Origin of the sequence: Streptomyces cavernicola (assembly GCF_029968035.1) — a bacterium.
Lineage (GTDB): Bacteria > Actinomycetota > Actinomycetes > Streptomycetales > Streptomycetaceae > Streptomyces > Streptomyces cavernicola.
Genome location: NZ_JASCIQ010000015.1, coordinates 145,349 through 169,716 on the forward strand (window position 1 = coordinate 145,349; position 24,368 = coordinate 169,716).

The window sequence follows — 24,368 nt, forward strand, 5'->3', positions numbered from 1 at the left end:
CGCGAACGGCCACAACGGCCGGGGGCTGGGGCGGAGCCCCGGAGTTGTCCGCTGGCGGGGAGGGGAAACAAAAGCGGTTACGGACGCGGGACGTTACGGAGGTTGGAGCGAGCCATCTGCAGCATGCGCCCAACCCCACCATCCAGCACGATCTTGCTCGCCGACAACGCAAACCCCGTAACCATCTCCGCACTGATCCTCGGCGGAATGGACAACGCATTGGGATCGGTCACCACATCCACCAACGCCGGCCCCTTGTGCTTGAACGCATCCTTCAACGCGCCCACAAGCTGCTTCGGCTTCTCCACCCGCACCCCGTACGCCCCGCACGCCCGCGCCACCGCCGCGAAGTCCGGGTTGCGGTTGCCGGTGCCGTACGAGGGCAGCCCGGACACCAGCATCTCCAACTCGACCATCCCCAACGAGGAGTTGTTGAAGAGGACGACCTTCACGGGCAGGTCGTGCTGGACGAGCGTCAGGAAGTCGCCCATCAGCATCGAGAAGCCGCCGTCGCCGGACATCGACACGACCTGCCGCCCCCGGTCCACGAACTGCGCACCGATGGCCTGCGGCAGCGCGTTCGCCATCGAGCCGTGCGAGAACGAGCCGATGATGCGGCGCTTGCCGTTGGGTGAGAGATAGCGCGCCGCCCACACGTTGCACATGCCGGTGTCGACGGTGAACACGGCGTCGTCCTCGGCGAGTTCGTCCAGTACGGAGGCCACGTACTCGGGATGGATCGGGACGTGCTTCTCGACCTTCCGCGTGTACGCCTTGACCACGCCCTCCAGCGCGTCGGCGTGCTTCTTCAGCATCTTGTCGAGGAACCGCCGGTCCGACTTGGGCCGCACGCGCGGGGTGAGGCAGCGCAGCGTCTCGCGTACGTCGCCCCACACCGCGAGGTCCAACTTCGAGCGCCGGCCGAGGTGTTCGGGCCGTACGTCGACCTGGACGATCTTCACGTCGTCGGGCAGGAACGCGTTGTACGGGAAGTCCGTGCCGAGCAGGATCAGCAGATCGCACTCGTGGGTGGCCTCGTACGCGGCGCCGTAACCGAGCAGTCCGCTCATGCCTACGTCGTAGGGGTTTTGGTACTGAATCCACTCCTTGCCGCGCAGCGCGTGCCCCACCGGGGACTTGACGGTCTCGGCGAACTCCATGACCTCCTTGTGCGCGCCGGCGGTGCCGCTGCCGCAGAAGAGGGTGACGCGGTCGGCCGCGTCGATCATGTCGACCAGCTTGTCGATCTCCGTGTCACCGGGCCGGACGGTGGGCCGCGCGGTGACGAGGGCATGCTCGACGGCCTTCTCCGGGGCCGGTTCGGAGGCCACGTCGCCGGGGAGCGTGACGACGCTGACGCCGCCCTGGCCGACCGCGTGCTGGACGGCGGTCTGCAGCAGGCGCGGCATCTGCTTCGGGTTGGAGATCATCTCGCTGTAGTGGCTGCACTCGCGGAACAGCTGGTCGGGGTGGGTCTCCTGGAAGTAGCCGAGGCCGATCTCGCTGGACGGGATGTGCGAGGCGAGGGCGAGCACGGGGGCCATGGAGCGGTGCGCGTCGTAGAGGCCGTTGATGAGGTGCAGGTTGCCGGGGCCGCAGGAGCCTGCGCAGGCGGCGAGCTTGCCGGTGATCTGCGCTTCCGCGCCGGCGGCGAAGGCTGCGGTCTCCTCGTGCCGCACCTGCACCCAGTCGATGTCGCCGGTGCGGCGGATCGCGTCGACCACGGGGTTGAGGCTGTCGCCGACGACTCCGTACAGTCGCCGCACCCCGGCGCGGACGAGGATGTCGACGAACTGTTCGGCGACGTTCTGCTTGGCCATGGGCGTGCACCTTTCCTGCGGGGCGCTGGGCAGGGTCTCCTGCCCCATCCACTCACGGGGCGCGCGCGACCGCCTGTCGAATCCCCTCCCCACCCCTTCCCGACTGTGTCCCATATGCGGCTGCCGCCGCGTGGCTGCGGCAACTTCGGGGGCCCCGAAAGGGGCGCGGGGAACTGCGCGACCAGCCACGACGGCGCAGCGGACAAACGACAGCCCGGGGGGGGGCGGGGCGAAGCCCCGCCAGGGGCGCGGGACTGTGACATTTGCGGCTCCGCCGCGTGGGCGCGACCAGCCCCCACGGCGCGACAGCCGAACAACAGCCGGGGCCCGGGGCGCAGCCCCGGAGCTGTCCGCTGAGGACTTCGGGAAGGGGCGGGGTGGGGAAAAGCTCACGCCTCCCACAGCACGCAAGCCGTCCGATCGTCCGCATACCCCTTCACCCGAACCTGCACATCCGCAAGGAACCCCGTGAGACCGGGCGGCTCGGACGGCGACCACTGGTGCAGGAGATGCCCGGCCAACGCCGCCTCCCCGCGCAACGGCTCCGCCAACCCCCCACTGCACAGCAGCAACCGATCCCCCGGCCGCCCCACCGACGCCCGGAAACGGAACGGCTCACGCGGCGCGCCCGCGATGCGCTCGTACGGGCTCGGCGGGGTCGGGACGCCCAGGTCCATGGTGAGCCGGTCGCCCTCCGCGGACTCCTCGGGCAGCGAGCCGAAACCCACCACCGGCTCCCCCACCACCTCGCTCGCCTGCGGCTCGATGTCCTGCCACGCCCCGTCCCTGAGCCGGAAGAGCCCGCCCGAGCCGACGCCGAAGAACACCCGCGTACGGCACTGCAGATCGACCGGTACGAGCAGGCAGCGCAGGGTCGTCGCGCTGTACTCCTCGGGTTCCAGGCCCTGTTCGGCGGCGGCCGCGCGGAGTTTGCCGAGGCTGCGCGCGGTGAGCCGGTGCAGCCCCGACTTGAGGTCGCCGCGCCGGCCCGCCCGGATGTCGTCGGCGAGCCGGGCGTGGCTGCGGCCGACGGAGCGGCCGATCCACCGGCAGGCGTCGGCGGCGGCGAGGTGCGCGGCGGGCGCAGTGCGGGCGCCGGTGGCGAGGGCGATCAGGACGAGCCCGCCGTCGCCGTCGCCGAAGCGGGCGGTGAGCAGGGCGTCGCGGCGGGGCTCGCCGCGGTAGCGGGCGGAGTCGCCGCGTACGGACGCGGCGCGCAGCGTGCAGGGCCCGTACCGGGCGCCGTCGAGCACGGTGTCCGCGACCAGCCCGTCGAGGGCGTCCGGGTCGGCGGGCGGCAGCGCGGTGGGCTCGGCCTCGTACGTCGGCGGCCCGTCCCCGACGTACCCGACGCCGGGCCGTACGGGCACCGCCGCGTCGGGTGCGGTCCGGGCGGCGGGAACACCGGCCTCGGGCACGGGCACGGGCGCGGCGCCGGTCCCCTGCTCCTGGCCTCCGCCCCGCTCGGAACCCGAACCGGATCCCGAACCGGAACCCCGCTCCGGGCGGTCGGGGCCGAACGTGGTCGGGGCGGGCGCCGGCGCGGGGCCGGCCCCGGGGTCCGACGGGGGCTCCCACGGTGCGCGGAGCGGGGCGTACGGCGCGGCCTCGACGGCGGGCGGCCTGGGCACGAGAGCGTCACCGGCCCCGGTCCCAACACCGACCGGTTCGACGGGAGCGGCCCCGAGCGTGTCCGCGGCCGAGGCGAAGCGGTCGTCCAGGGTGTCCGGGGCCGGTGCGGGGCCGGTGTCCGCCGTTCCCTCGGCGTCGTCGCCGTAGAGCTGCCCCCACCAGTCGTCGTCCTGGCCGGAGTTGCGTCTGCTCCTGTCCCCCTGCTGGCTCATGTCCCTTATTGTCCACAGCGCGGGCCCCCCGAAAACGGCGCTTTCGGAAATACCGCCGCGCACCGCGGCCGACGCGATGGTCGGGGCCAACTCCCGTACCCGATGGGGCACATGAGGCACATCCGTACGAATGTGGCCCGCCGGGCGACGCCACCCCCCACGGGAAGGACGCCCGGCGGGCCGGTCGCGGTGGCCGCGCGCCCGCGCGGCGGGGCCCGAGCGGCAGAGCGCCCCGGGTCGCGGCGGGCGGGCCACACACGCCGCCGGCACCTGCCGAACATCCCCCTGGCCTGCGGCTCTGTGGAACCGCACAGCTCCGGCAACCGGTGGCGACACCTTGGCAGAGAGGCGGGGGGTACGGGGATGATGTTGGGCGGCGGGTTTGCGCCGTGGCCGGTTCCCGCCACACGAGGGAGGCCCTGCGGCGACACTGTCCGGGTCGCCGATCGCCGTACGACCGCTCGCCGTAAGGGAGTTGGGCGCGCGGCGGATCGGACCGCGGACGGAAGTACGACGGAAGTGCGGAGGGGCAGCGGCCCATGTTGGGTGCCATAGGTCTGGACGAGGTGCAGGAGTCGGTGTACCGCGCGCTGGTGGCGCTCGGCGCCGCCGACGTGGCCGACCTCGCCGCCAGGGTCGGGCTCGGTGAGAGCGACACGGAGCGGGCCGTGCGCCGGCTCGAACAGCAGGGGCTCGCGGCGCAGTCCTCGGCGCGGCCGGGGCGCTGGGTGGCGGCCCCGCCCGGGGTGGCGCTCGGCGCGCTCCTCACGCAGCAGCGGCACGAGCTGGAGCAGGCGGAGCTCGCGGCGGCGGTCCTCACGGAGGAGTACCGCGCGCAGGCCACCGAGCCCAGCGCGCACGACCTGGTCGAGGTGGTGACCGGTGCGAGCGCCGTCGCCCAGCGCTTTCTGCAGCTGCAGCTGGGCGCGAGCCACGAGGTGTGCGCCCTCGTCACCGGGCGCCCGACGGTCGTCACAGGCCCCGACAACGATGCAGAGGAGCAGGCGGCGGGGCGCGGGGTGCGCTACCGCGTGGTGGCGGAGCGGGACGTGCTGTCCCTGCCGAACGGCATGGTCGAGATGGCGGCGGCGCTGCGCCGCGACGAGCAGGTCCGGATCGTCGACCGCGTCCCCACGAAGCTGGTCGTGGTCGACGGCCAGCTGGCGATGGTGCCGCTGACCTCCCGTACGTCGGAGCCCGCGGCGGTGGTCGTGCACGCGAGCGGCCTGCTCGCCTCGCTCACGGGTCTTTTCGAGTCGGTTTGGGCGCAGGCGCTGCCGCTGCGGCTCGGCGAGGACGACCTGGTCACCGAGGCCGGCCCGGCGGCCCCTGACGGCACGGACCTGGAGATCCTGTCGCTGCTCCTGTCCGGCCTCACCGACGCCAGCGTCGCCAAGCAGCTCGACCTGGGCCTGCGCACGGTGCAGCGCCGGGTGAAGGGCCTGATGGAGATGGCGGGCGTGACGACGCGACTGCAGCTGGGCTGGCATGCGTACGAACGGGAGTGGGTGGCGCGCTAGGCCGTGTCCGTAAGGTCCTGCCCGCCTCTCACCGACCTCCGCGCACACCCCGCGTATCCCCTGCCCGGCCGCCGGTCCGGCGCCTCTGGCCTGCGCGGCCGTCGGCGGTCCTGCACTCTGGGCAGATGGGCGTGTGGGAGTTGCTGCTGGTCGGGGCGGTGCTGCTGCTCGGCCTCTGCGGGCTGCTCATCCCGGGTGTGCCCGGCACGCTCCTGGTGTGGGGCGGGGTGGCGTGGTGGGCGCTGCAGGACCAGTCGGGGGCGGCCTGGGTCGTGCTCGTCGGGGCGACGGCGCTGCTGCTCCTGCAGCACGCGGTCCGCTGGCGGCTGCCGCCGCGCCGTATCCGGGGCGTCGGCATCACCCGCCGCATGGTGGTGTGCGCGGGCCTGGGCGCGTTCCTGGGGTTCGTCCTCGTACCGGTGATCGGCTCGGTGCCGGGCTTCATCGGCGGCGTCTACCTCTCCGAACGCTTCCGCCTCGGCAGCCACGGCGCGGCCTGGTCCTCGACCAGGGCGGCGATGCGGGCGGTGGGCACGAGCGTGCTCGTCGAGCTGTTCGCCTGCCTGCTGATCGTGGGGGCGTGGCTCGGGGTCCTGATCTGGGGTTGATGCCGGGACCCCGCGAATCCCGGCCCGCCCCTCAGCACACGCCTACGACACCCGCGTACGCCACCCGCCTTACAGCGCCCCCTCCAACCCCAGCAGCAGCCGCTTCCGCTCCAGGCCGCCCGCGTAGCCCGTGAGGGAGCCGTCCGCGCCGATGACGCGGTGGCAGGGGCGGACGACGAGGAGGGGGTTGGCGCCGATGGCCCCGCCCACGGCCCGGACCGCGGCGCGGGAGGCCCCGATCGTGGCGGCGAGGGCGCCGTAGCTCGTCGTGGCGCCGTACGGGACCGCGTCCAGGGCCGCCCAGACGCGCTCCCGGAACTCGGTGCCCTCGGTGCGGAAGGCCAGGTCGAACTCCTTCAGCTCCCCGGCGAAGTACGCCCGCAGCTGCGCCGTCGCCTCGGCGAACGCGGCCGGGTCGCGGCGCCACTCGGGCTCGACCGTGCGGCCGCCCTTCTGGCCCGGCACCGAGAGCGAGCCGAGCGCCCCCGAGCCGTCCCCGGTGAGGAGCAGCTCGCCGAGCGGACTGTCGAGGGTGGTGTAGTACGTGGTCACGGCTGCTCCAGGTCGATGCGGTGGGCGTGCGCGGGTCCGGAGGCGAGGCTCAACTCGCCCTCGGCCCACAGGTGTTGGACGGCGTACGAGCGCCAGGGGCGCCAGGCGTCCCGCGTCGGCAGGCCCGGCACGGCCACGTCGGGGTCGCCGAGGGCCCGCATGCGGATGTGCGCCGCCGTCGCCGCGTCCACGCCGGGCACCGCGCGCAGCGCCTGCTCGGCGTCCTCGCGGTCGGCGCCCGAGTCGAGGCGTACGGAACCGTCCTCGAACGCGGCCGCGAGCGGCAGGTGTTCCGCGAGCGCCTTGGGCTCGGGGAAGACATGGGTGAGCGTCCCGCAGGGCGCGTCGAGGGGCCGGCCGTACTCCGCCACGAGCCGCGCGGCCCCGGCGCTGCCGACGGCCGCGCGGACCGCGCACTCCTCCGCGTCGGCGGCGCCCGGCGAGCGCAGTCCGGGCCGGGCGGCGACGAGCGCGGCGAGTTCCGGTTCGGCGCCGAGGCGCTCGTCGACGGCCTGCGGGTCGGCGTCGAGGTCGAAGAGGCGGCGCAGGCGTTGCACGGCGGTGGTCAGGTCGCGCAGGTCGGCGAGGTGGAGGCGGGCGTCGAGCCAGGGCCCGGCCGCGGCCTCGTCGACGGCGACGAGGCCGAAGCCGTGCGGAAGCCGCAGCGTGCGCCGATAGGTGCGGGCGCCCGGCGCGCCGGTCAACTCCTCGACGCCCGCGACGACTTCGGCCGCGAGCCGGTCGAAGATCGCGGGGCGGTGGTACGGCTCGCGGTACGCGAGGCGCAGCGGCACGCCCGCGGCGGGGGCGGCGGGGGCGGCAGGTTCCGGCGCGGGCAGTCGTGTGCCCGCCTCGGCGCGCAGGGCGGTGGGCGTCCGGGCGTAGATCTGCCGGACCGTGTCGTTGAACTGGCGCACGCTCGCGAAGCCCGCCGCGAAGGCGATGTCGGTGACCGGGAGCCGTGTCGTCTGCAGCAGCAGCCGCGCGGTGTGCGCGCGCTGGGCGCGGGCGAGCGCGACCGGTCCCGCGCCCACCTCGGCGGTGAGCTGGCGCTGCACCTGCCGCGCGCTGTAGCCGAGGCGCAGGGCGAGGCCGGGGACGCCTTCGCGGTCCACGACGCCGTCGCCGATCATGCGCATGGCCCGGCCCACGACGTCGGCCCGTACGTTCCACTCGGCGGAGCCGGGGACCGCGTCGGGGCGGCAGCGGCGGCAGGCGCGGTAGCCGTGGCCCTGGGCGGCCGCCGCCGTCGGGTAGAAGTGGACGTTCTTGCGCTTCGGGGTGACGGCGGGGCAGCTGGGCCGGCAGTAGATGCCGGTGGTCTCGACGGCGAAGAAGAACTCCCCGTCGAAGCGGGCATCGCGGCTGCGCACCGCCTCGTATCCGGTCTCTTCATCGATCACGGATCCAGTGTGCGCCCCGGCCGCGAGCGGAGTCTGGCGGTATTCGGACACGGCGCTCACGTCGTCGTCACGTTCACCGCGCGGCTGTGCTTCTGCCGTGAGCGGCTTTGCTTTTGCCGTAAAGAGCGGGCAAAGTGGCGCAGGCTCTCGCTGGTGTCGTGGCCTTCGGCCCCCGCTGTTCCACCCCCCGCGCGCGTGCGGGCGAGGCCGGTGGGCGACACTGAGTGCCGCTCGGTGTCTGCGGCTCCGCATCGCTGCGTCGCCACATCGCCGCTGAGCACCAGCCTTTGCCAGCCGTTGTCAGTCGTTGCCAGAACAGGACCTGCCATGTCTGCTTCCGTCCGCCCCCAGCGGCGCCGTCTCGCCGCCGTCTGCGCGGGTACCGCGCTGCTCGCCCTCTCCGCCACCGCCTGCGGCTTCGAGGACCAGGCCGCGGTCGGCATCGTGACGTACGAGCCCGTCGCCGCCGCTCCGGCCGCGGGCCACGGTGAGGGCGGTCACGGCGAGGAGGCCGCCAAGGACGAGCAGGCCGGCCACGGCGAGGAAGCCGCCGCCGAGGGTGGCCACGGCGAGGCGGCCGAGGCCGAGGGCGTCTCGGTGACCAACCCGAGCATCAAGGGCTGCCACGTGATGAAGGGCGGCGCCGCGAAGGTGGAGAACCACACGATGACCGACATGGTCGCGTACGTCGGCGCGGACTGCACCGGCGACTCCAAGCACATCGGCTCCAAGCTGACCGGCGACATCGCGCCGGAGGCCGACGCCTGGAACAGCTACCGCTTCGTCCAGTAACAGCTGCAGCTGCCGTTCCTGGAACGACCGGAACGAAACGGGCCCGCCGGCCAGGCCGCCACAGCCGGCCGACGGGCCCTCTCCCCGGTGCCCGGCCAGGCACCGGCCCCTTCGGGTACGGGTTTCGCGCCCCGTACCCGAAAGCATTTCCGCGGCGACCGCGCCTGCTCGGTGACGGCGGTCAGTGGCGGCGGTCCGCGACGGGCGGTCAGTGACGGCGGCCGCGCTTGGCCTCCATCGCCGCCCTCCCCTGCGCCTGCTTGACGCGCCACTCGCGACGGAGCTCGCTGCGCATCCGGGCGTCCGTCTTGGCGACGATCCGCCGGTTCTCGCGCAGCAGCTTGCGGTAGCTGTGCAGCCGCCGCTCGGACAGCGCGCCGTCGTCGAGCGCGGCGAGCACCGCGCAGCCCGGCTCCGCCTCGTGCGCGCAGTCCTGGAACCGGCAGTCGGCGGCCAGCTTCTCGATCTCCGCGAAGACCTGCCCGACGCCCGACTCGGCGTCCCACAGGCCCACCCCGCGCAGCCCCGGGGTGTCGATCAGCACGCCGCCGCCGGGCAGGACGAGCAGGTTCCGCGTGGTCGTGGTGTGCCGGCCCTTCCCGTCGACGTCCCGGGCGGCCTGCACCGTCATGACGTCCGCCCCGAGCAGGGCGTTGGCGAGCGTGGACTTCCCGGCGCCGGACTGGCCGAGCAGCACGCTCGTGCCGCCCGCGACGACGGCGGCGAGCACTTCGGTGCCCTCGCCCTCGGTGGCGCTGACGGGCAGCACCGGCACGCCGGGCGCGGCGGACTCGACGTCGGCGACGAGGTGCCCGCGCGTCACCGGGTCGGGCACGAGGTCGGCCTTGGTGAGCACGACGACGGGCTGCGCCCCGGACTCCCAGGCGTCCGCGGACTTATGCAGCAGTGCCTCCCCGCCGGTAGAGGACCACGCGAGCGCGATGAACCTCTCCAGCCGCCCGAGGTCCAGGTCGACCGCGAGCGAGACACAGATGACGATGTGATCGATGTTAGTGGCCAGCACCTGGCCTTCGGAGCGCTTGGACGACGTCGAGCGCACGAACGCGGTACGCCGCGGCAACACCGCCCGCGCATAACGCGGATCACCGCCCTCGGGATCGACGGCAACCCAGTCACCCGTGCACACGACCTTCATCGGGTCACGGGGAACGACGAACTCAGTGTCGACACGGACCGTCCCGTCCGGCGTGACGACATCACACTGCCCGCGATCGACCCGCACGACCCGACCGGGCACGAGACCCTGCTGGGCGTAAGGGGCGAACTCGGCGTCCCAGCCCGCGTCCCAGCCGTACGGCGACAAGGGGTTGGACGAGGACGGGAACAGCAAAGAAGAAGCAGAAGAAGGCAAGGGTGAACCCTTCAAAGGGTGACCCCGGCACCGCGCGCTCAGGCGCGGAAGAGAAACGTGAGATCAGCCGGCGGCCACAGAGGTGAACGGGGTGAACTTCTGGATGCGGGCAGCGCCCATCGCAACGACAGTCATCACGACGCACCTCCCAACTCTCTTGCCTTGAATGTCCGTTCGGCCTCACGGCCGACCCCGGTGGGGCCCACCTGGGAACACGCAAAACCGTAGCCCCGCTCACCACCACCGAGCCACTCATTTTTCCGGCCGCGCCATCAGGGTCCCGCCCCCCACGCCACGAGACGGCTGCATCCGTGACCGCCGCGATCTCACATGCGCCCGCCAGCCCTCGGGCGAACTCCACGTCAATCTGCAACTCTGCAACGCCTCATCCGACACGCTGATCTGCAGCCCGCAACCGCGGGAACCAGACACACACATACGGCGAACACTGATCGAACATCGACCCGTTTCAGCCGATGCTGACGAGCGCCCTGCCGACTCAGAATCGATAACACCGCCATCACCTCTCGTGAGAGATCCACAACCCAACGTAGACACCTCATCTTCAGCCAGACGCCCTCTGGGCCGATTTCAGCTCTGCCCTCATCAGTAATCACCCTCGTACGGTGAAGTCCGTTTTGCCTGCGCACGTGCCAGCCGCATCGACCCTTGGAAAGTGCGGTTGCTCCGCAGGCTCAGGAACACGGGGAGGGAAAGACCATGGATCCGCTGGCGTTTCCAGTCTTGGCCGGGACTGTGCTCACTGAAGCCGTCAGGTTTCTCTTCGACCGCGCGGCAGCGGTGTTGGACCGACGCGCGGGACGCATTCCGCTCCAGCAGCCGGAGGAAGTCCCGGGTCAGGCAGAGCCGTTGGTGGTGCAGTCAGGTCAGCTGACCGACGAACGCATGGAACGCATCACCCAGGCACATGGCGCCCTCCGCGTCTACTCCTCTCGCCCCGAGATTCTGCAAGGTGACGACGCAGAGTTGCTTGACCTGCTCGGCCGGCTTCGCCGGGACCTTGAGGAGGTCTACGGACGGCGGTTGCCCTTCAGCGACGAAGAGGCGGCTACGCGTCCCGGAGTTGAGGTCTTCCAGCGCACCGAAATGGTGGACAAAAAGCAGGTCGGAGTACGCGCCCACGCCATCACGGAACAGGCGCGCGTGCGAGTGGTTCAAGACACCGGAACCATCGGCGAAACCGGTGAACAGGTGGGAGTGGAAGTAGAAGGCACCATCGGCTGAGGCGAGGCAGCAGGCAATGAGCTTCGATGACATCTCCGGTCAGGACCTCCCGAACGCCGGGTCAACCCCACCCACTCATGCAAGTGCCCCACCCAGTGAGGCCGAGGAGTCAATGGCCAAGTCGGCCCCAGATCCTTCGACACCGTCGCACTCCCCGGCAAACGGGTCGACTCTCGAAGATGCGGACTTCTCAGAGGATCCAGATGCCCCGCCCGTTCCCGACCGGGATACGAGCGCACCCAACCCTGAAGCCGTGGAAGCCGTCGGACAGGCGGCCGTTCTTCAGCGCGCGCTGATCAATCTGGGCGAGATGGTCGGCACCAAGTACGTGTTCGAGCAAACTCTGGACTCGGACGTCCCTGTATCTCGCGAGTATCTCGACATTGTCCGCGAGATCTACGCCGCCCCTCACCCCTTGAACACCGCGAGCTCCTTCGAGACCGCAGTGGAGTCACTGTGCAGTCCTGGCTCCGTACTCGTCCTCTCCCGTCCGCCGGACAGCAGCCGAACTGTCACCGCCTTCGCACTGCTTGAACGCCTCCTGGCCGAGGGGGTGATCGACGAAGCTCGTCCTCTCTCCATCGGTGGCTCTCGGCACTTTCCGGTAAGACGCCTCCCGCACGACCATCGATGCGGATACCTGCTGGAACTTCCCCCAGACGAAGACGACTTCACGATCCAGGAGTCCTTCGGCTCCAGCCTGCGCAGCATCAGCGAAAGGCTTCAGCGACGAGACTGCCGACTCATCGTCCTTACCCGACCCGAGCAGTGGCAGCGCATCAGCCAGGGCGCGCCACAAGGAATCGCCCCGAACCTAGGCACCGCCCAACCACAGGAGATCGCTGAACGATGGCTGCTCGCGCAACAGCCCGACATTCCAGTCGCCGAGTGGCTGGGTAAGCCCTCCATCCAGCATCTGCTCACCGGTCAGCCCCCCACTGACGTGCTGAGTGTCGTGTATTTGATCCTCGAGCAGCACCGCGCAGCGCTGGCATCCTCCGTCGCGGAAGCAGACAGCCCAGAGGACGCAATCAAGCGCGAGCGTGAAGGCACACCACGTCTGACCCTCGAGGAACAGATCGCCAACGTGGTTGCCGCGCGCAGCAATTGGGAGAACGCCCTCCACGAGTGGCACGAGCCAACGGGCCGCCAACGCACCAGCTTCGAACGCAACTTCCTGCTTGCCGCGTCGGTCCTTCGCGGGGCCCCCGTTGGCCACGTGTATGCCAAGGCCGCAGAGCTGACCGGAGTCCTCGACAAGAGAGAGAAGGTACGCGTCAACGGCCAGCAGTCGCCCGGCGTCATCGCCATGACACGGGCCATTGGGGCACGACGCAGCGGCGACGGCGCCCTCACCTTCGAGGTCCCTCACTGGGACGACGCAGCCGTCGAGTACTTCTGGAACGATCGGCCGCTGGCTCGCGCGACCTTCCTTACGTGGCTGGCAAAAGCTCCTGTCGACTCCAGCACCAACAAGGAAGCCCTCGAGACCACGAGCAAAGACGGTCGGCGAGCACTGGCGGCCCGCATCGGGCACTTCGCCGTCCGGTGGGCTGTACGGCACCGCCGCCAAGAGCCGCTCCAGGAAATCGTGAAGACGTGGTACGCCCACGGCCCCGACAAGGAACTCTGGCCTCTGGCCGTAGAACTGCTGGACAGCGCAGCCATCCACGCCGCCAGCGCGCCCTACATCCACACCATGCTCCTGGCCTGGGCAGGCCGGAAGGAACCAGCGCTCCAGCGCGCCGTCGTCGAAACATGCAAGGGCGAGTTCGGCAGACGCCATACGGGCAAGGCACTGCGCCGCCTCCAGCACGTCGCAGCTCAAGGGCACCCTGCCGTGATCGACACACTGCGCGAAGCAGTCCGCGTGCTGTGGGACGACGCCACGGTCCGGCAGACCCTCTTCGGATACATCGTCGACTGGTGCAGCATGGAAAAGACCAGGCAGACGGTCGGCCACCGCACATTCGCCTCCCTTGCTATGAACTCCGCTCAGGAGGCGGACCGCCTGCCACCACTTCTCCAGGCAGTCGCAGAGGCAGATCCTGATGACGAAGACACCTTCCGCCCTCACATCCAAGGGCTCGTGACCGGCTGGCGCGCACTGCTGCGGCAAGCCGCGGGGCCCGCTGGCGACCGCGAACTCGACAGAGCCGTCTACGCCTGGCTCGATGCTGCTCTCGCCCAACCAACCCTCCAGCCCCTCGTCTTCGAGACTCTGCGACGGTCTGTAGACGTACAGGGATCCGAAGGGCCCGCTCTCCGGGAAGCTCTCCGAACCTGTGCGGAGTGGTGGGTCCAGGGACCGGACCGTCCCTACTCCCAGGAGAAGGACGTACTCAAGCGCGCTCTGACCGGGCTGCTCGACAAGGACCTCACCTCGCGTCGCCGCACCTCTCCGCAGCCACCGAACACGGCAGAGGACAAGCAACACGCGGAGCAGGAGGCCGCCGCATGAGGCGACGCACCTCCACCACAACTCCCCCACCCCACGACGTGGTGCCTACGTGGACCTCGTCGTTCACAGACCGCCTTCGCAGCATGGACCCGACGATGTTCTTCACCGCCCAGCTGCAGGTCACCTGGCGACGGCACTCGGAATCCTTGACCCCGGCGAACCTCACTGTCGCCCCTCGCCTGGTCAGATCTGCGGTCGAAGAAGCAGCCGGCCATTGCGACATCCTGCGCCCAGACGCCGCCGAGCAGGACATAACTGCCGCCCTGCAGGCTCGCATTCCGCTGAGTGGTGACGGCGTGGTGGTCACCGCCGTGCGTGCACGCATCACAGTGGACTCAGAAACCCGCGAGGCTGCGCTTCGAGCAGAGCGACTCTGTCAGGAAAACCGCCAGCGGGAGGAACGCCTCAGACACGAATACGAACTCGACGAGCTCGCTCGCCGCCAGGCACGGGCCAGAGCAGCATTTCTCCGCGAAGAGATCCTCGCAAACCCGGCAACGGCCCGTCTGTATACCCTTCTCGAAGGAGGTACAGAAAACTGGGCCCGACTCGGCGACATCCCAGAAAACACGGAGCTCAGCGGCCTCGTCCGTGAAATCCAAGAATGGCAGCCGGAGCAGCGATGGGTGACAGTAGCGCAGCTACTCCACAAGTTCGTCAACGGCCTGACTCTCGAGGGCCGCAAAGAGCTACTGACGATCCTCGCTGACATCGTCCGATCCTTTGGCGACGAAGGGACAGCCGGTCAGCTCCTCGCAGTCGTGAGCGATGCGCGATGAGAATTGCCGTACTGCGCTGGTTACTTGATCCTTCCACGAGTGTTCTGGCCCTGCGCATACGCGCCAGAGAACGCGGAGGCCTCTCATACGAGGCCGCCTGGCGGCTGGCTCGCGTAACGCGCCACCCCGACGAGATGGGGTACCGACTCCACGGTCACCAAGCCGACGACGGACCTCAACATGGCCAATAACTCGCCTGCGTTCGATCGCCAGGTCCTGCAACACCCCGCGACAGAACCCGCACATCCAATCGCTCGCATAGGTGTGACTCGCCGAGTTCCGTACCAGCCAAGCCCGACCCGCCGCACCCGCGTGAGCGAGGCACGGCAGGCCTCCCCTTCGGTCTGAGATGAGTGGCACGGAAACTCATCGCTCGAACGGCGCCGTGGGGACTGCCAGTTGGTCCCGGTCCTCGCGCTGGACGACCCGCACCAGTCAAGTGCCCTAGCGAGAAGCGAGAACATGCCAATGCCCGGCCAGTTGTAAAGCAGACGCGGTGTGCACCGACCGTCGACGAGGGCCACTCCGCTCCCTCAGCGAGCAGGCAGAAAGGTAGGCCATTTGCCCGCTTGCTCTGTCGCAATCCGCGAGTTGGGCGACCGTGACGGTCGCACCGTCGACGAGCGCCAGGTGGCCCGACGGATCAGGCAATCTGAGACGGACTGCACCGCGACGTGGACGAACGACACCTCGCCCAGGCCCGCTGAGACGCGCTCCGCATACCGGTCGAGTCTGAGCACCGTCCCGGGCAGTTCCGCCACTGCGGCCTCCGTGATCTGAAGGCAGCAGCCTTGGCGCCATCGAAGTGCAGGAAGGGGGAACCAGTGATCCGGTCCAGGGCGTGATCTACGGTGACTAGCTGATTAGTAAAGTGAGGTGGCCAGTCGTGAATGTGAGGGGACCGGAAGGCTCCGAGGAGGGCGACCTCGGTGATGCACGTGCCGGGGTCGCGGAGTTGCTCGGGGAGTTCCGCCGGAGCCTCGTCCTGGTGCCAGTCCAGGACGGCGGCTTCCTCGCGGGCGACCAGGGCGGTCTGCGCTGGCTGTACGCGTTCACCGACGAGGACACTCTCACGACCTTCGCTCAGGCGCGTGGTGAAGGCGGACAGTGGGAGTTCCAGAAGCTGTACGGCGCACGGTTGTTGGACGAAGTGGTCCCGGCTGTCTCGGTGCCCTGTGGAGTGGCGGTGGACATCGGCAGCGAGGGAGCGTTTCTACTGCCTCCGGCACGGGGGATCGTCCCGGATGAGGCCGTGGTCGAGGCGAACCCGGCCGAGGGCGGCGCGACCGTCCCGAGCCAGCAGCGGATAAGCGGGGGTGCGCCGTGAGTGGCTACAAGTTCGACCACGAGGCGGCGAAGCAGGTCGAGAAGGGCCTCACAGACGCGATCGGGGAGCTGGAGGAGGTCGGGTACTTCTCCATAACGGCGCAGCAGGGCCACGGTTTCGTGTTCCTGATGATGTCCGGTCTCGACATGGGGGACCGTGAACTGGCGGACGTCTTCGGGGCGTTCTGCGGTCGTTGGGGCCTGAACGTCAAGATGAAGATCCAGGATGCAAACGAGCTCGCCGCGGGCCTCAACCTGAATGCGGGGCTGTATCACGAGCAGGAGCAGTACGTGGTCGGCTCGCTCAAGGAGATCGCCGTGACGGCGGGCAGCCCGGACCCCGCTCAGGGGCTGGCGACGGGGCAGGACGCGGCGGACAAGTCGTGGAGCCAGATCGCTCAGGATGCGGCGAAGACGAAGCCGGTCGACTTCTCTCTGCCGGACTTCGACGAGATGGGCGATCAGTGGTCGCAGGTGGGCGAAGACTTCGAGTCCGCCCCCTACATCGGCGGTGAGTGGCAATGGGACGGTCCGCCCGAAGAGACCTAGCAATTTAAGAAGCAGGGGGAGTAGCAAGTGGGGCTGGGGGATTACCTCGACGCCGGGGCAGCGGCGCTGGGGGACGGTGCGCAATGGGTCGGAGACAAGGCGGCTGACGGGCTCGAGGCGATCGGTGCGGACGGCGCGGCCGAGGGAGTGCGAGATGCCGGGGAGTGGACAGGCGACAAGCTCGGCGCCGACATCCCCGAACGCGGCCTGGGTGAGACCGAGGACCCCAAGGAACTGATCCACGGCAACGTCGAGACAATCACCGAACGGGCCGAGCACCTGCGGGACTTCTACCGGGCGTTCGAGCGTTTGGGTACGGGCTTGCGCGGGCTCGACTCGGATTCGTGGCGCGGCGAAGCCGGGGATGCGTTCCGGGAAAAGTTCTCGCCACAGCCGAAGTTCTGGCTGTCGGCGGCCGATGCCTGTGAGGAAGCAGCGAAGGCGCTGGTGACCTACGCCTCCACGGTGCAGTGGGCGCAGGCAGAGGCGCGGGAGGCCATCGCTGCCTACAAGCAGGCCAAAGCTGCCTCCGACAAGGCGGTGGCGGACTACAACACCAAGGTCGACCGGTACAACCGCGTCGCGGAGGCCGGCGGAGACCCAGGGCCGGAGCCTGGCCCGTTCACCGACCCGGGCAAGGCTGGATTCGAGCAGGCCGAGCACCAACTGAAGGACGCCCGCCGCCAGCGGGACGACGCAGCCCGCACAGCACGGGAGACGGTCAAGCGTCTTGTGGACCAGGCGCCTCCGAACCCTGGTGCGCTGGAAGTGCTGGGCTCGGCCGCCAAGGACATGGCAGAGGGCATGGTTCTCAACCAGGTGCACTTTGTCGGCGGCGCGCTGAAGGGGCTGGCCGAGACGGCGGCGCTAGTGCGCATGGTCACCCGTTTGACCCTTACAACCTGACCCACCCAGGCGCGTATGCGCAGAACATGAACGGGGTGGCCACTGGCCTGCTGTCCACGGTCGCGCACCCCGAGCGCATCGTGGGAGCGATCAAGAACGCGAACTGGCGTGACCCCGCTGAGGTCCTCGGCAAGGTTGCAGTCGAACTCGTCGGCGGTAAGGGTGCGGGCGGCATCGTCAAGGGCGGGCTCAAGACGAGCCTGAAGACGGGCGTCAAGGAAGCAGTCGAGCAAGGAGCCAAGGAGACCGCCCGCAAAGGCGTCCGCGAGCGGCTCTCCGACCTGGCTCGGGATCTGAACTGCAAGGTTCTACGGAAAGAGCCCGTTGACATGGCCACCGGCCGCATGGTGCTCTCGCGAACCGACATCGCCCTTCCCGCAGACTTCCCCTTCGAGTTCACCCGTACCTTCGAATCCGCATACCGCAACGGCGGCTGGTTCGGGCCCGCCTGGGCCTCCACCGTCGATGAACACCTGGAGGTCGATACCGAGGGTGTGTGCCACGTCGCGGCGGACGGTAGCGTGCGCGCCTACCCGCACCCCGCACCCGGTACCTCGGTCATCCCGAACGGGGGCCTCCCCTGGCAGTTGGACCGGCAGGTGGACGGTTCGTACACCCTCACCGATCCCGAATCCGGACTGATCCGCACCTTCGCGGCCCCGGTAGGTGCGGAGCCGGGCGGGGACGGGATGGCACCGATCGTCTCAATCGCCGACCGCGGCGGCTCCTGGATATCCGTCGAGTGGGATGTCGCAACCGGCGCCCCACTGTCGGTTAATCACTCCGGTGGCTACGAACTGCGCTTCACCACCGTCGGCGGACGAATCGGTGCCCTGTGGCTGGCCGGAGGAGCGCCTGACGGCACGGACCAATTGCTCAAGACGTACAGCTACAACGAGGCTGGCCACCTCATTGCCGTCGGTGACTCGCAAGGCCGCACCGTCCGATACGGCATTGACGAGCGCGGTCGGATCGTCTCCTGGACCGACAGCAACGACTCGACCTTCCGCTACACGTACGACGATGAGGACCGCTGCGTCTACCACGAAGGCGAGGCAGGTCACCTGCGGGCCACCTTCGAATACGGCCTCCCCGCGCCCACGCCTGGCCACCACATCACACGGACGACCGACTCCCTCGGCCACACTGAGCTGTTCGAGATCAACGCAATCGCTGCAGATCGTCGCAGAGACCGACCGCAACGGATCCATCACCCGCACCACATACGACGACCGGCACCGCCCTCTCACCGTCACCGACCCCCTCGGTCACACAACCGCTTATGAGTACGACGAGGCGGGGAGACCAGTGAACATCACCCGCCCCGACGGCTCAACCGTGACGTTCGCCTACAACGAGCACGGCCTGCCGCTCACAGCCACCGGCCCCGACGGCGCCACTACCTCCTACACCTACGACGACCACGGTCGCCGAACCGCCACCACGGATCCGACCAATGCGACGACGACGTACGGTTACGACGAACGGGACCAACTGGCCTCAGTCACCGACGCCCTCGGCGCCACACTGCACGTCATCTGCAATCCGGCCGGGCTGCCGCAGCAGATCACCGATGCAATGGGAGCAACGACCGTCTACCGGCGGGATGCCTTCGGTAGACCCATATCGATCACCGACCCATTGGGCGCCACGACCCACCAGGAATGGACGCCAGACGGAAAGATCGTCAGCCGCACCGGGCCGGACGGTGCCACCCAGACCTGGGAGCACGACGGCGAAGGCAACTGCGTCCGTCAGACGGATCCCGTCGGCGGTGTAACCACCTACGAGTACGGTCACTTCGACCTACTCACCGCGCAGACCGGCCCCGACGGGGTTCGGCACACCTTCGCTTACGACTCGGAACTGCGCCTCACCCGGGTCACCAACCCTCAGAGGCTGACCTGGACTTACGAGTACGACCCGACCGGGGGGCTCATCTCGGAGACGGACTTCGACGACCGGACGATCCACTACGCACGAGACGCGGTCGGGCGCCTCACCTTCCGTGCCAACCCGACCAGCCAGACCGTGTCGTTCACCTACGACGAGCTGGGGCGAATGGTCCGGAAGAACGCGGACGGTGACGCCACCAACTACACCTATGACCCCTGCGGCCGACTCCTCACAGCCACGGGTCCGGACGCAGAGCTCGTGTACCAGCGGGACAGAGTCGGCCGGATCAGGACCGAAATGGTGAACGGCCATCTCCTCACTCACGACTACAACAACCTGGGCCGGGAGATCCGGCGCGTGACCCCTTCTGGGGCGGTTACGACGTACACCTACGATGCAGCAGGAAACCGAACCGCGGTGACCGCCAACGGGCACACCCTCGCCTCTGATCACGACGCCGCCGGCCGTGAAACGACCCGCCATCTCGACGAAGTTCTGACGCTGGCGAACACCTGGGACCCAGCAGGCCGCCTCACCTCGCAGACCCTCACCGGGCCAGGTACCCCCACCGCACCGGCCGACCCTCGCCTGGCCCTGATGTCGGGCTCCGGCATGCCCGCACCCACTACCGGGGGCCCGCTGCAGCGCCGCATCTATACCTACCGCGCTGACGGGTACCTGAAGGCGCTCTCCGACCAGTTGGACGGCGACCGTTCCTTCGCCCTGGACCACGCCGGACGCGTCACGCAGGTCAACGCACATGACTGGACGGAGACTTATGCGTACGACGAGGCAGGCAACCAGACTCACGCCACCTGGCCGACCACACATACCCACCCTGACGCTGTCGGCGAGCGCACCTATGCCGGCACAACAATCCGCAGCGCAGGGCGCATTCGCTACGAAGACGATGACGCCGGGCGCGTAGTCCTCCGTCAGAAGCAGCGCCTGTCCAAGAAGCCGGACACCTGGACCTATACCTGGGACGCCGAAGACCACCTGACCCAGGCCGTCACTCCAGACGGCACAACCTGGCGCTACGGTTACGACCTCTCGGCCGCCGCATTGCCAAACAGCGCATGAACGGCGAAACCGTTGTCGAACAGGTCGACTTCACCTGGGACGGCGCCACTTTGATCGAGCAGACCACGACTACATCGTCCTTCCTCAACCCCGTCTCCCTCACCTGGGACCACGATGGGCTCACGCCGATCGCACAAACCGAACGCACCACGGACGAAGCGACCCAGGCCGAAGTCGACTCCCGCTTCTTCGCCATCATCACGGACCTCGTCGGAACTCCGTCTGAACTCATTTCGGAGCAGGGCGACATCGCCTGGCGCACCCGAACCACCCTCTGGGGCACCACGACGTGGAACGCCGACGCCACCACATACACACCCCTCCGATTCCCCGGTCAGTACCACGATCCCGAGACTGGCTTTCATTACAACTTCCACCGCCACTACGACCCCGCCACCGCCCGCTTCGCGGCATCGGACCCATTGGGGCTGGAGCCGGCGCCAAATCCATACGCATACGTGCACAACCCCCACACATGGATCGACTACCTCGGCCTGGCAGGCAAAGGCCCCAAGGATCCCCTCGACTTCGGACAGGGATACCGAGGAAGACTGGATCACTGGCCAGAAGGCGACAAGGGCGTGGACTTCGAGATTCACGTCTACGACAAGAGCGGCCGGGAAGTGGGGCTATTTGGAAGTGATGGATGGTTCGATAAGCATGGCACAGTAGGCGCGAATGTCGATGTCCCTGCCAGCGTAGAAAACGCTCTCAAGGGGAGGGCCGTGGACTTCATGAGGCGCACGGGGCGCATCGGCGAAAAGGGAACTGAAGACATCAGTGGAGACAAGTGGAAGCGTCCACGCCTGGCAGCGGAAGAGAGCGGTTGTAAGTAATGAAATTCATCAAAATCGCTTGGCGCCCGGAGTTCTCTGGGTTCCATCTTGACCCCACGGCCTATCTGGACGAGCTTCCTGGCCTGCAAGCGACCCTACCGCCAGGGGCTTGGAACTTCGCTTCCGAAGCTGACCACTACAGCATGCGGGCACCCCGCTGCGTGAAAGATCTGGAACTTTCTAATATCTCAGTTCCCGTACGCAAGGAAGGACGACTCTCCCTGGGGTTCTCGGCCAACCCTTGGAAGCATGAATCCGGTCTCAATATCGAGTACTTTCAGGTTTCCCGCTTCTCCGTCGAGAGTGACCATGAGATCGACTGGATGCAAGGAGACACCGTGCTCCTGGACGAGATCCTTCCGTTCAGTGGCGGCTGCAGACATGAGATCGCCCTGACGGACTCCTTGATCATCGTGGAGTGCGAAGATCTCGTCGCTACGTGGGGCGACGTTTGAAGCCCGCCCCCGAGTAGCGAAAGTCGGGCAACAGTCCCCAGCGTCCTCATGGTTGTGGACGGACAATGTCGAACCACCACGGCCGCACTCTTCAGCGGGCGGCCCAGCCTGACGCCCACCGCGTAGCCGCGGTGGGCGTCAGCTTCGGGCTGCCTGCGGTGCGGGGTGGGCGCGACTCCTCCGGCAGGAAGCACTCCTCCCTACGCCAGCAAGATCCAGTGCCGGAAAAATTCTGGTGCCACTTCGGGACTTCGCTTATGTCCGTGGCAGGGCAACTATCGGCAAATCCCGCAATGGCGGGAGGGATTAGCGGGGTCAGCCGTATCGACGCCATCTCGCGATCCGCAACTCCGAGAGGCGGCCAATTCTGCGTGGCATCGACTGTCCGTCGGGAATGGACTCTTCATTGAGGGCGCGCCAGAGTTCCTGCTGGCCGTCAACTGCGCGGAACCCGAAAACCCTCGAACGCTATGGTGGTCGAAAGTTGCCCTGCAAACTTCATGGGACATTGTGGGTGCAGGCGGGGCCACCGGAATTCTTGGGAATGGGTACGGTCATCCGGCGTTCGTGATGTTGGCCCTTGATGGGGGCGTCGTCGTGCGAGGCACCCAGGGAGAGCAGTACACAGAATTCATCGCCGCGCGCCGCCCTGCCGAGGTGGGTTGTTCCAGCAACGCGGAGCATGGGCAGCCGGACGGCCTCGAACCGGAGAGTTTACGATCGCCGCCATTGACCGCTGGTTGGCCAGCTCTCGCCGCTGATCACGCCCAGCTCTACCGCCATCGTCAGCGTCGCGTGGGTGCACGTGTGCTGTGACCCGCAGCCGGCCGGGTGGAGTTGGCGGCACGTGGCCGGACTGATTCGAGTGGAGGCTCCCTGCCCTAGTGAAGGCTGGTGCAGGGAGCAGGCCACTCGGGCTACCCGAAGCTGTCGGCTGCCTTCCTTGGACCATCGACCGAGCCAAGCGACATCAGTACCGGCGTGAACGGCTGCGTATCCCTCTCGGACTCCCAGGAGAGCGCCGACTTATGCAGCAGCGCCTCACCGCTCGAGCTGGACTTCGCGAGTGCGAGGAACCGCTCGATCCGCCCCAGGTCGAGTTCGACCGCGAGCGACACACAGATGACGATGTGATCGATGTTAGTGGCCAGCACCTGGCCCTCGGAACGCTTGGACGACGTCGACCGCACGAAGGCCGTACGGCGAGGGAGGATCGTGCGCGCGTACCTCGGATCACCACCCTCGGGGTCGACGGCGACCCAGTCCCCCGTGCACACGACCTTCATCGGATCACGAGGAACGACGAACTCGGTGTCGGCCCGGATGATGCCGCCGGGTGTGGCGACATCGCACTGACCACGGTCGACCCTCAGGACCCGACCAGGGACCAGGCCCTGAGCGGCATGCGGAGCGAACTCGGCCGCCCAGCCTTCGTCCCAGCCATAAGTAGCGAGGACGCGCTGAGTATCAGAAGTGGAAGACGTGTTGAGCGAAGCGTTGAACAAGGGGAACCCTTCGAAGGGTGGCCCCGGCGGCGCGCCATGCGCGCGGAAGTCGAGCGAGTGTCAGCCGGAGACCACAGGGGTGGAAACGATGAACTCCTGAATGCGGGCAGCGCCCGTCACCGTGACAGTCATCAATGTCCTCACCTCCTGCTTCTTCGCAACGAACCAACACCGCGCCCTCGGCAACCGCACACAGCCGCGCCTTGGAACGAGCAAAACCGTAGCCCCGCCCCAGGGCACCGCACCACCGATTAAATTCCGAGCCTCACCTGCACGACCCTGACAGTCGGCGGACCAGCGTCACGCCGCCAGTCGTACAGCATCCCGAGCGAGAGCCTGGGTCCTGCCGATCTCAACGACCGGCCGCCGGTAGCTCACGGCGATCCCTGAGCGTGTGCTGAACTCCACCAGTTCGTACCGCAGCACACCCAAGGCCGGAACAGCCGCCGCACCCAGGGCAGCAGCCAACGCAGGCACCTCAGCAGCGAGTTCCCACGAAGACGACACGAGAGAGAAAACACCCAGCTCGGGAAGGTCCGCCAGCCGGAAGCCGATCCGGACTTCCGGCGTCGGCCCGCGACCTGCCTGGGCTGCCGCCTTGCGGTCAGCCAGGCTCACCGGACAACCGCACAACGATCCACGTGCGCCCGCCGGCTCCAAGAACCGGGTCCCGTCGCAGACATGGAACGTCTCACCAGCTCCACGCATCACCATGCGAAGCGAGACAGCCCCACCGTCATCCAGCAAGACAGGAACGCGATCGCAGCGAGTCAGAACCTCAACGACATGTGCGTCGCCGGTGTCCAACAGCTGCGGCACACCCCCATAGAACCCACCCAGAGCATCAGCGATCGCATGGTCCTGCGTCGTGATGCGCCACGCCGACACCGCAATGGGCCTTCCACCTTGCTGCCACGCGACATGGAAGCGGCCCACGGGATCGGCCGCGGGTTCGCGCGGCCGACCCACCCCAGCGTCGTCGATCTTCTGGTCCCTATTGAGGCTGTGGTGCAGGTGGGGAGCCATGGTCGTCCTCCGGCGAGCGATGTTCAGAGGCTCCGAGAATCCAAGGCAGTCGCCTCTTGGCCCAACCGGAATTCACGTATAGAGAGAGGCCGGCCCGGCGACTTCGACATGACCGCCTCCCCCACCCAGCAGCCCACTGAACGGGCCGTCCCACCCGGCACCGCCGATCGTACGTAGGCGTGCCGGTGTCGGGTCCGTTCAGGCAAGTCGGGCGGCGGCAGCCCCCGGAGCACGGGGCTGACTAGTTACTCGACAGGAGGAGTGCGGCCGATCAGCCGACGGCGCCCGAAGCCTGAGAAGACCACGTGGGGGGGGGGGGGGGGGGCCGGCCGCCCCCCCCCGGGGGGGCGGGGCGGGGGGGGGGCCGGGGGGGGGGGGGGGGGGGCGCGG

Annotated in this window: 17 protein-coding genes and 2 pseudogenes; 12 read left to right on the forward strand and 7 right to left on the reverse strand. The window is 68.6% G+C overall.

Annotation, left to right across the window (positions count from 1 at the left end; genetic code table 11):
* Positions 1-77: 77 nt before the first annotated feature.
* Together QIS96_RS16375 and QIS96_RS16380 are read right to left on the reverse strand one after the other, a co-directional pair.
* Complete coding sequence (locus QIS96_RS16375) at positions 78-1,820, reverse strand: pyruvate dehydrogenase (protein WP_282543329.1); 1,743 nt, start codon at positions 1,818-1,820, stop codon at positions 78-80.
* A gap of 389 nt (positions 1,821-2,209) precedes the next feature.
* Entirely contained in the window at positions 2,210-3,664 is a 1,455-nt protein-coding gene (locus QIS96_RS16380; RefSeq protein ID WP_282543330.1) for a protein phosphatase 2C domain-containing protein, read from the reverse strand.
* Positions 3,665-4,203: 539 nt separating this feature from the next.
* Between QIS96_RS16380 and QIS96_RS16385 the strand changes: the two genes are divergently transcribed.
* Together QIS96_RS16385 and QIS96_RS16390 are read left to right on the forward strand one after the other, a co-directional pair.
* A complete protein-coding gene (locus QIS96_RS16385) occupies positions 4,204-5,184 on the forward strand; it encodes a helix-turn-helix domain-containing protein (protein WP_282543331.1) in 981 nt (326 codons plus the stop codon).
* Between the two features lie 125 nt (positions 5,185-5,309).
* Positions 5,310-5,792: a DUF456 domain-containing protein gene (locus tag QIS96_RS16390; RefSeq protein ID WP_282543332.1), complete on the forward strand. Its 483-nt coding sequence runs from the start codon at positions 5,310-5,312 to the stop codon at positions 5,790-5,792.
* Positions 5,793-5,861: 69 nt separating this feature from the next.
* Here the strand turns inward: QIS96_RS16390 and QIS96_RS16395 are convergent, their stop codons facing one another.
* Together QIS96_RS16395 and QIS96_RS16400 are read right to left on the reverse strand one after the other, a co-directional pair.
* Positions 5,862-6,344 (reverse strand): methylated-DNA--[protein]-cysteine S-methyltransferase, encoded by a 483-nt coding sequence (locus QIS96_RS16395; RefSeq protein ID WP_282543333.1) that lies wholly within the window; start codon positions 6,342-6,344, stop codon positions 5,862-5,864.
* On the reverse strand, positions 6,341-7,744 hold the full coding sequence (locus tag QIS96_RS16400) for a bifunctional transcriptional activator/DNA repair enzyme AdaA (RefSeq protein ID WP_282543355.1): 1,404 nt from the start codon (positions 7,742-7,744) through the stop codon (positions 6,341-6,343). The genes QIS96_RS16395 and QIS96_RS16400 overlap by 4 nt, the downstream gene beginning before the upstream one ends.
* Before the next feature lie 330 nt (positions 7,745-8,074).
* Here QIS96_RS16400 and QIS96_RS16405 point away from each other — a divergent pair, with 330 nt between their 5' ends.
* Positions 8,075-8,539, forward strand: coding sequence for a hypothetical protein (locus tag QIS96_RS16405; RefSeq protein WP_282543334.1), 465 nt, complete (start codon positions 8,075-8,077; stop codon positions 8,537-8,539).
* Positions 8,540-8,747: 208 nt separating this feature from the next.
* Here QIS96_RS16405 and rsgA (QIS96_RS16410) read toward each other — a convergent pair whose 3' ends face one another.
* Complete coding sequence (gene rsgA, locus QIS96_RS16410) at positions 8,748-9,911, reverse strand: ribosome small subunit-dependent GTPase A (protein ID WP_282543335.1); 1,164 nt, start codon at positions 9,909-9,911, stop codon at positions 8,748-8,750.
* Positions 9,912-10,631: 720 nt separating this feature from the next.
* On the opposite strand from rsgA (QIS96_RS16410), the gene QIS96_RS16415 reads away from it, so the two are divergent.
* The 9 genes and pseudogenes from QIS96_RS16415 to QIS96_RS16460 all read left to right on the forward strand — a co-directional run bounded on the left by QIS96_RS16415 (position 10,632) and on the right by QIS96_RS16460 (position 21,447).
* On the forward strand, positions 10,632-11,156 hold the full coding sequence (locus QIS96_RS16415) for a hypothetical protein (RefSeq protein ID WP_282543336.1): 525 nt from the start codon (positions 10,632-10,634) through the stop codon (positions 11,154-11,156).
* Positions 11,157-11,409: 253 nt separating this feature from the next.
* Complete coding sequence (locus QIS96_RS16420) at positions 11,410-13,617, forward strand: hypothetical protein (RefSeq protein ID WP_282543337.1); 2,208 nt, start codon at positions 11,410-11,412, stop codon at positions 13,615-13,617.
* 83 nt (positions 13,618-13,700) lie between these two features.
* Positions 13,701-14,396 (forward strand): hypothetical protein, encoded by a 696-nt coding sequence (locus tag QIS96_RS16425; protein WP_282543338.1) that lies wholly within the window; start codon positions 13,701-13,703, stop codon positions 14,394-14,396.
* A gap of 886 nt (positions 14,397-15,282) precedes the next feature.
* Positions 15,283-15,723 carry a hypothetical protein gene (locus QIS96_RS16430; RefSeq protein ID WP_282543339.1) on the forward strand — a complete coding sequence of 147 codons (441 nt, stop codon included), beginning with the start codon at positions 15,283-15,285 and terminating at the stop codon, positions 15,721-15,723.
* A complete protein-coding gene (locus QIS96_RS16435) occupies positions 15,720-16,271 on the forward strand; it encodes a hypothetical protein (protein WP_282543340.1) in 552 nt (183 codons plus the stop codon). Before QIS96_RS16430 ends, QIS96_RS16435 begins: the two co-directional genes overlap by 4 nt.
* A 27-nt stretch (positions 16,272-16,298) precedes the next feature.
* Positions 16,299-17,177, forward strand: coding sequence for a putative T7SS-secreted protein (locus tag QIS96_RS16440; RefSeq protein ID WP_282543341.1), 879 nt, complete (start codon positions 16,299-16,301; stop codon positions 17,175-17,177).
* Between the two features lie 35 nt (positions 17,178-17,212).
* Positions 17,213-18,463: a DUF6531 domain-containing protein gene (locus QIS96_RS16445; protein WP_282543342.1), complete on the forward strand. Its 1,251-nt coding sequence runs from the start codon at positions 17,213-17,215 to the stop codon at positions 18,461-18,463.
* 121 nt (positions 18,464-18,584) lie between these two features.
* Positions 18,585-20,665: pseudogene (locus QIS96_RS37980) on the forward strand (RHS repeat-associated core domain-containing protein); the annotation flags it as partial.
* Positions 20,666-20,991: 326 nt separating this feature from the next.
* A complete protein-coding gene (locus QIS96_RS16460) occupies positions 20,992-21,447 on the forward strand; it encodes a hypothetical protein (protein ID WP_282543345.1) in 456 nt (151 codons plus the stop codon).
* Positions 21,448-22,478: 1,031 nt separating this feature from the next.
* Here QIS96_RS16460 and rsgA (QIS96_RS16465) read toward each other — a convergent pair.
* Positions 22,479-22,952: pseudogene (gene rsgA / locus QIS96_RS16465) on the reverse strand (GTPase RsgA); the annotation flags it as partial.
* A gap of 300 nt (positions 22,953-23,252) precedes the next feature.
* Positions 23,253-23,978, reverse strand: coding sequence for a recombination directionality factor (locus QIS96_RS16470; protein WP_282543346.1), 726 nt, complete (start codon positions 23,976-23,978; stop codon positions 23,253-23,255).
* Positions 23,979-24,368: the final 390 nt, after the last annotated feature.

What these genes read in the sequence shown, in the direction of transcription:
- QIS96_RS16375 (WP_282543329.1), bottom strand. Translation starts at nt 1,820, where the DNA reads ATGGCCAAGCAGAACGTCGCCGAACAGTTCGTCGACATCCTCGTCCGC.
- QIS96_RS16380 (WP_282543330.1), bottom strand. Translation starts at nt 3,664, where the DNA reads ATGAGCCAGCAGGGGGACAGGAGCAGACGCAACTCCGGCCAGGACGAC.
- QIS96_RS16385 (WP_282543331.1), top strand. Translation starts at nt 4,204, where the DNA reads ATGTTGGGTGCCATAGGTCTGGACGAGGTGCAGGAGTCGGTGTACCGC.
- QIS96_RS16390 (WP_282543332.1), top strand. Translation starts at nt 5,310, where the DNA reads ATGGGCGTGTGGGAGTTGCTGCTGGTCGGGGCGGTGCTGCTGCTCGGC.
- QIS96_RS16405 (WP_282543334.1), top strand. Translation starts at nt 8,075, where the DNA reads ATGTCTGCTTCCGTCCGCCCCCAGCGGCGCCGTCTCGCCGCCGTCTGC.
- QIS96_RS16415 (WP_282543336.1), top strand. Translation starts at nt 10,632, where the DNA reads ATGGATCCGCTGGCGTTTCCAGTCTTGGCCGGGACTGTGCTCACTGAA.
- QIS96_RS16425 (WP_282543338.1), top strand. Translation starts at nt 13,701, where the DNA reads ATGGACCCGACGATGTTCTTCACCGCCCAGCTGCAGGTCACCTGGCGA.
- QIS96_RS16460 (WP_282543345.1), top strand. Translation starts at nt 20,992, where the DNA reads ATGAAATTCATCAAAATCGCTTGGCGCCCGGAGTTCTCTGGGTTCCAT.
- QIS96_RS16470 (WP_282543346.1), bottom strand. Translation starts at nt 23,978, where the DNA reads ATGGCTCCCCACCTGCACCACAGCCTCAATAGGGACCAGAAGATCGAC.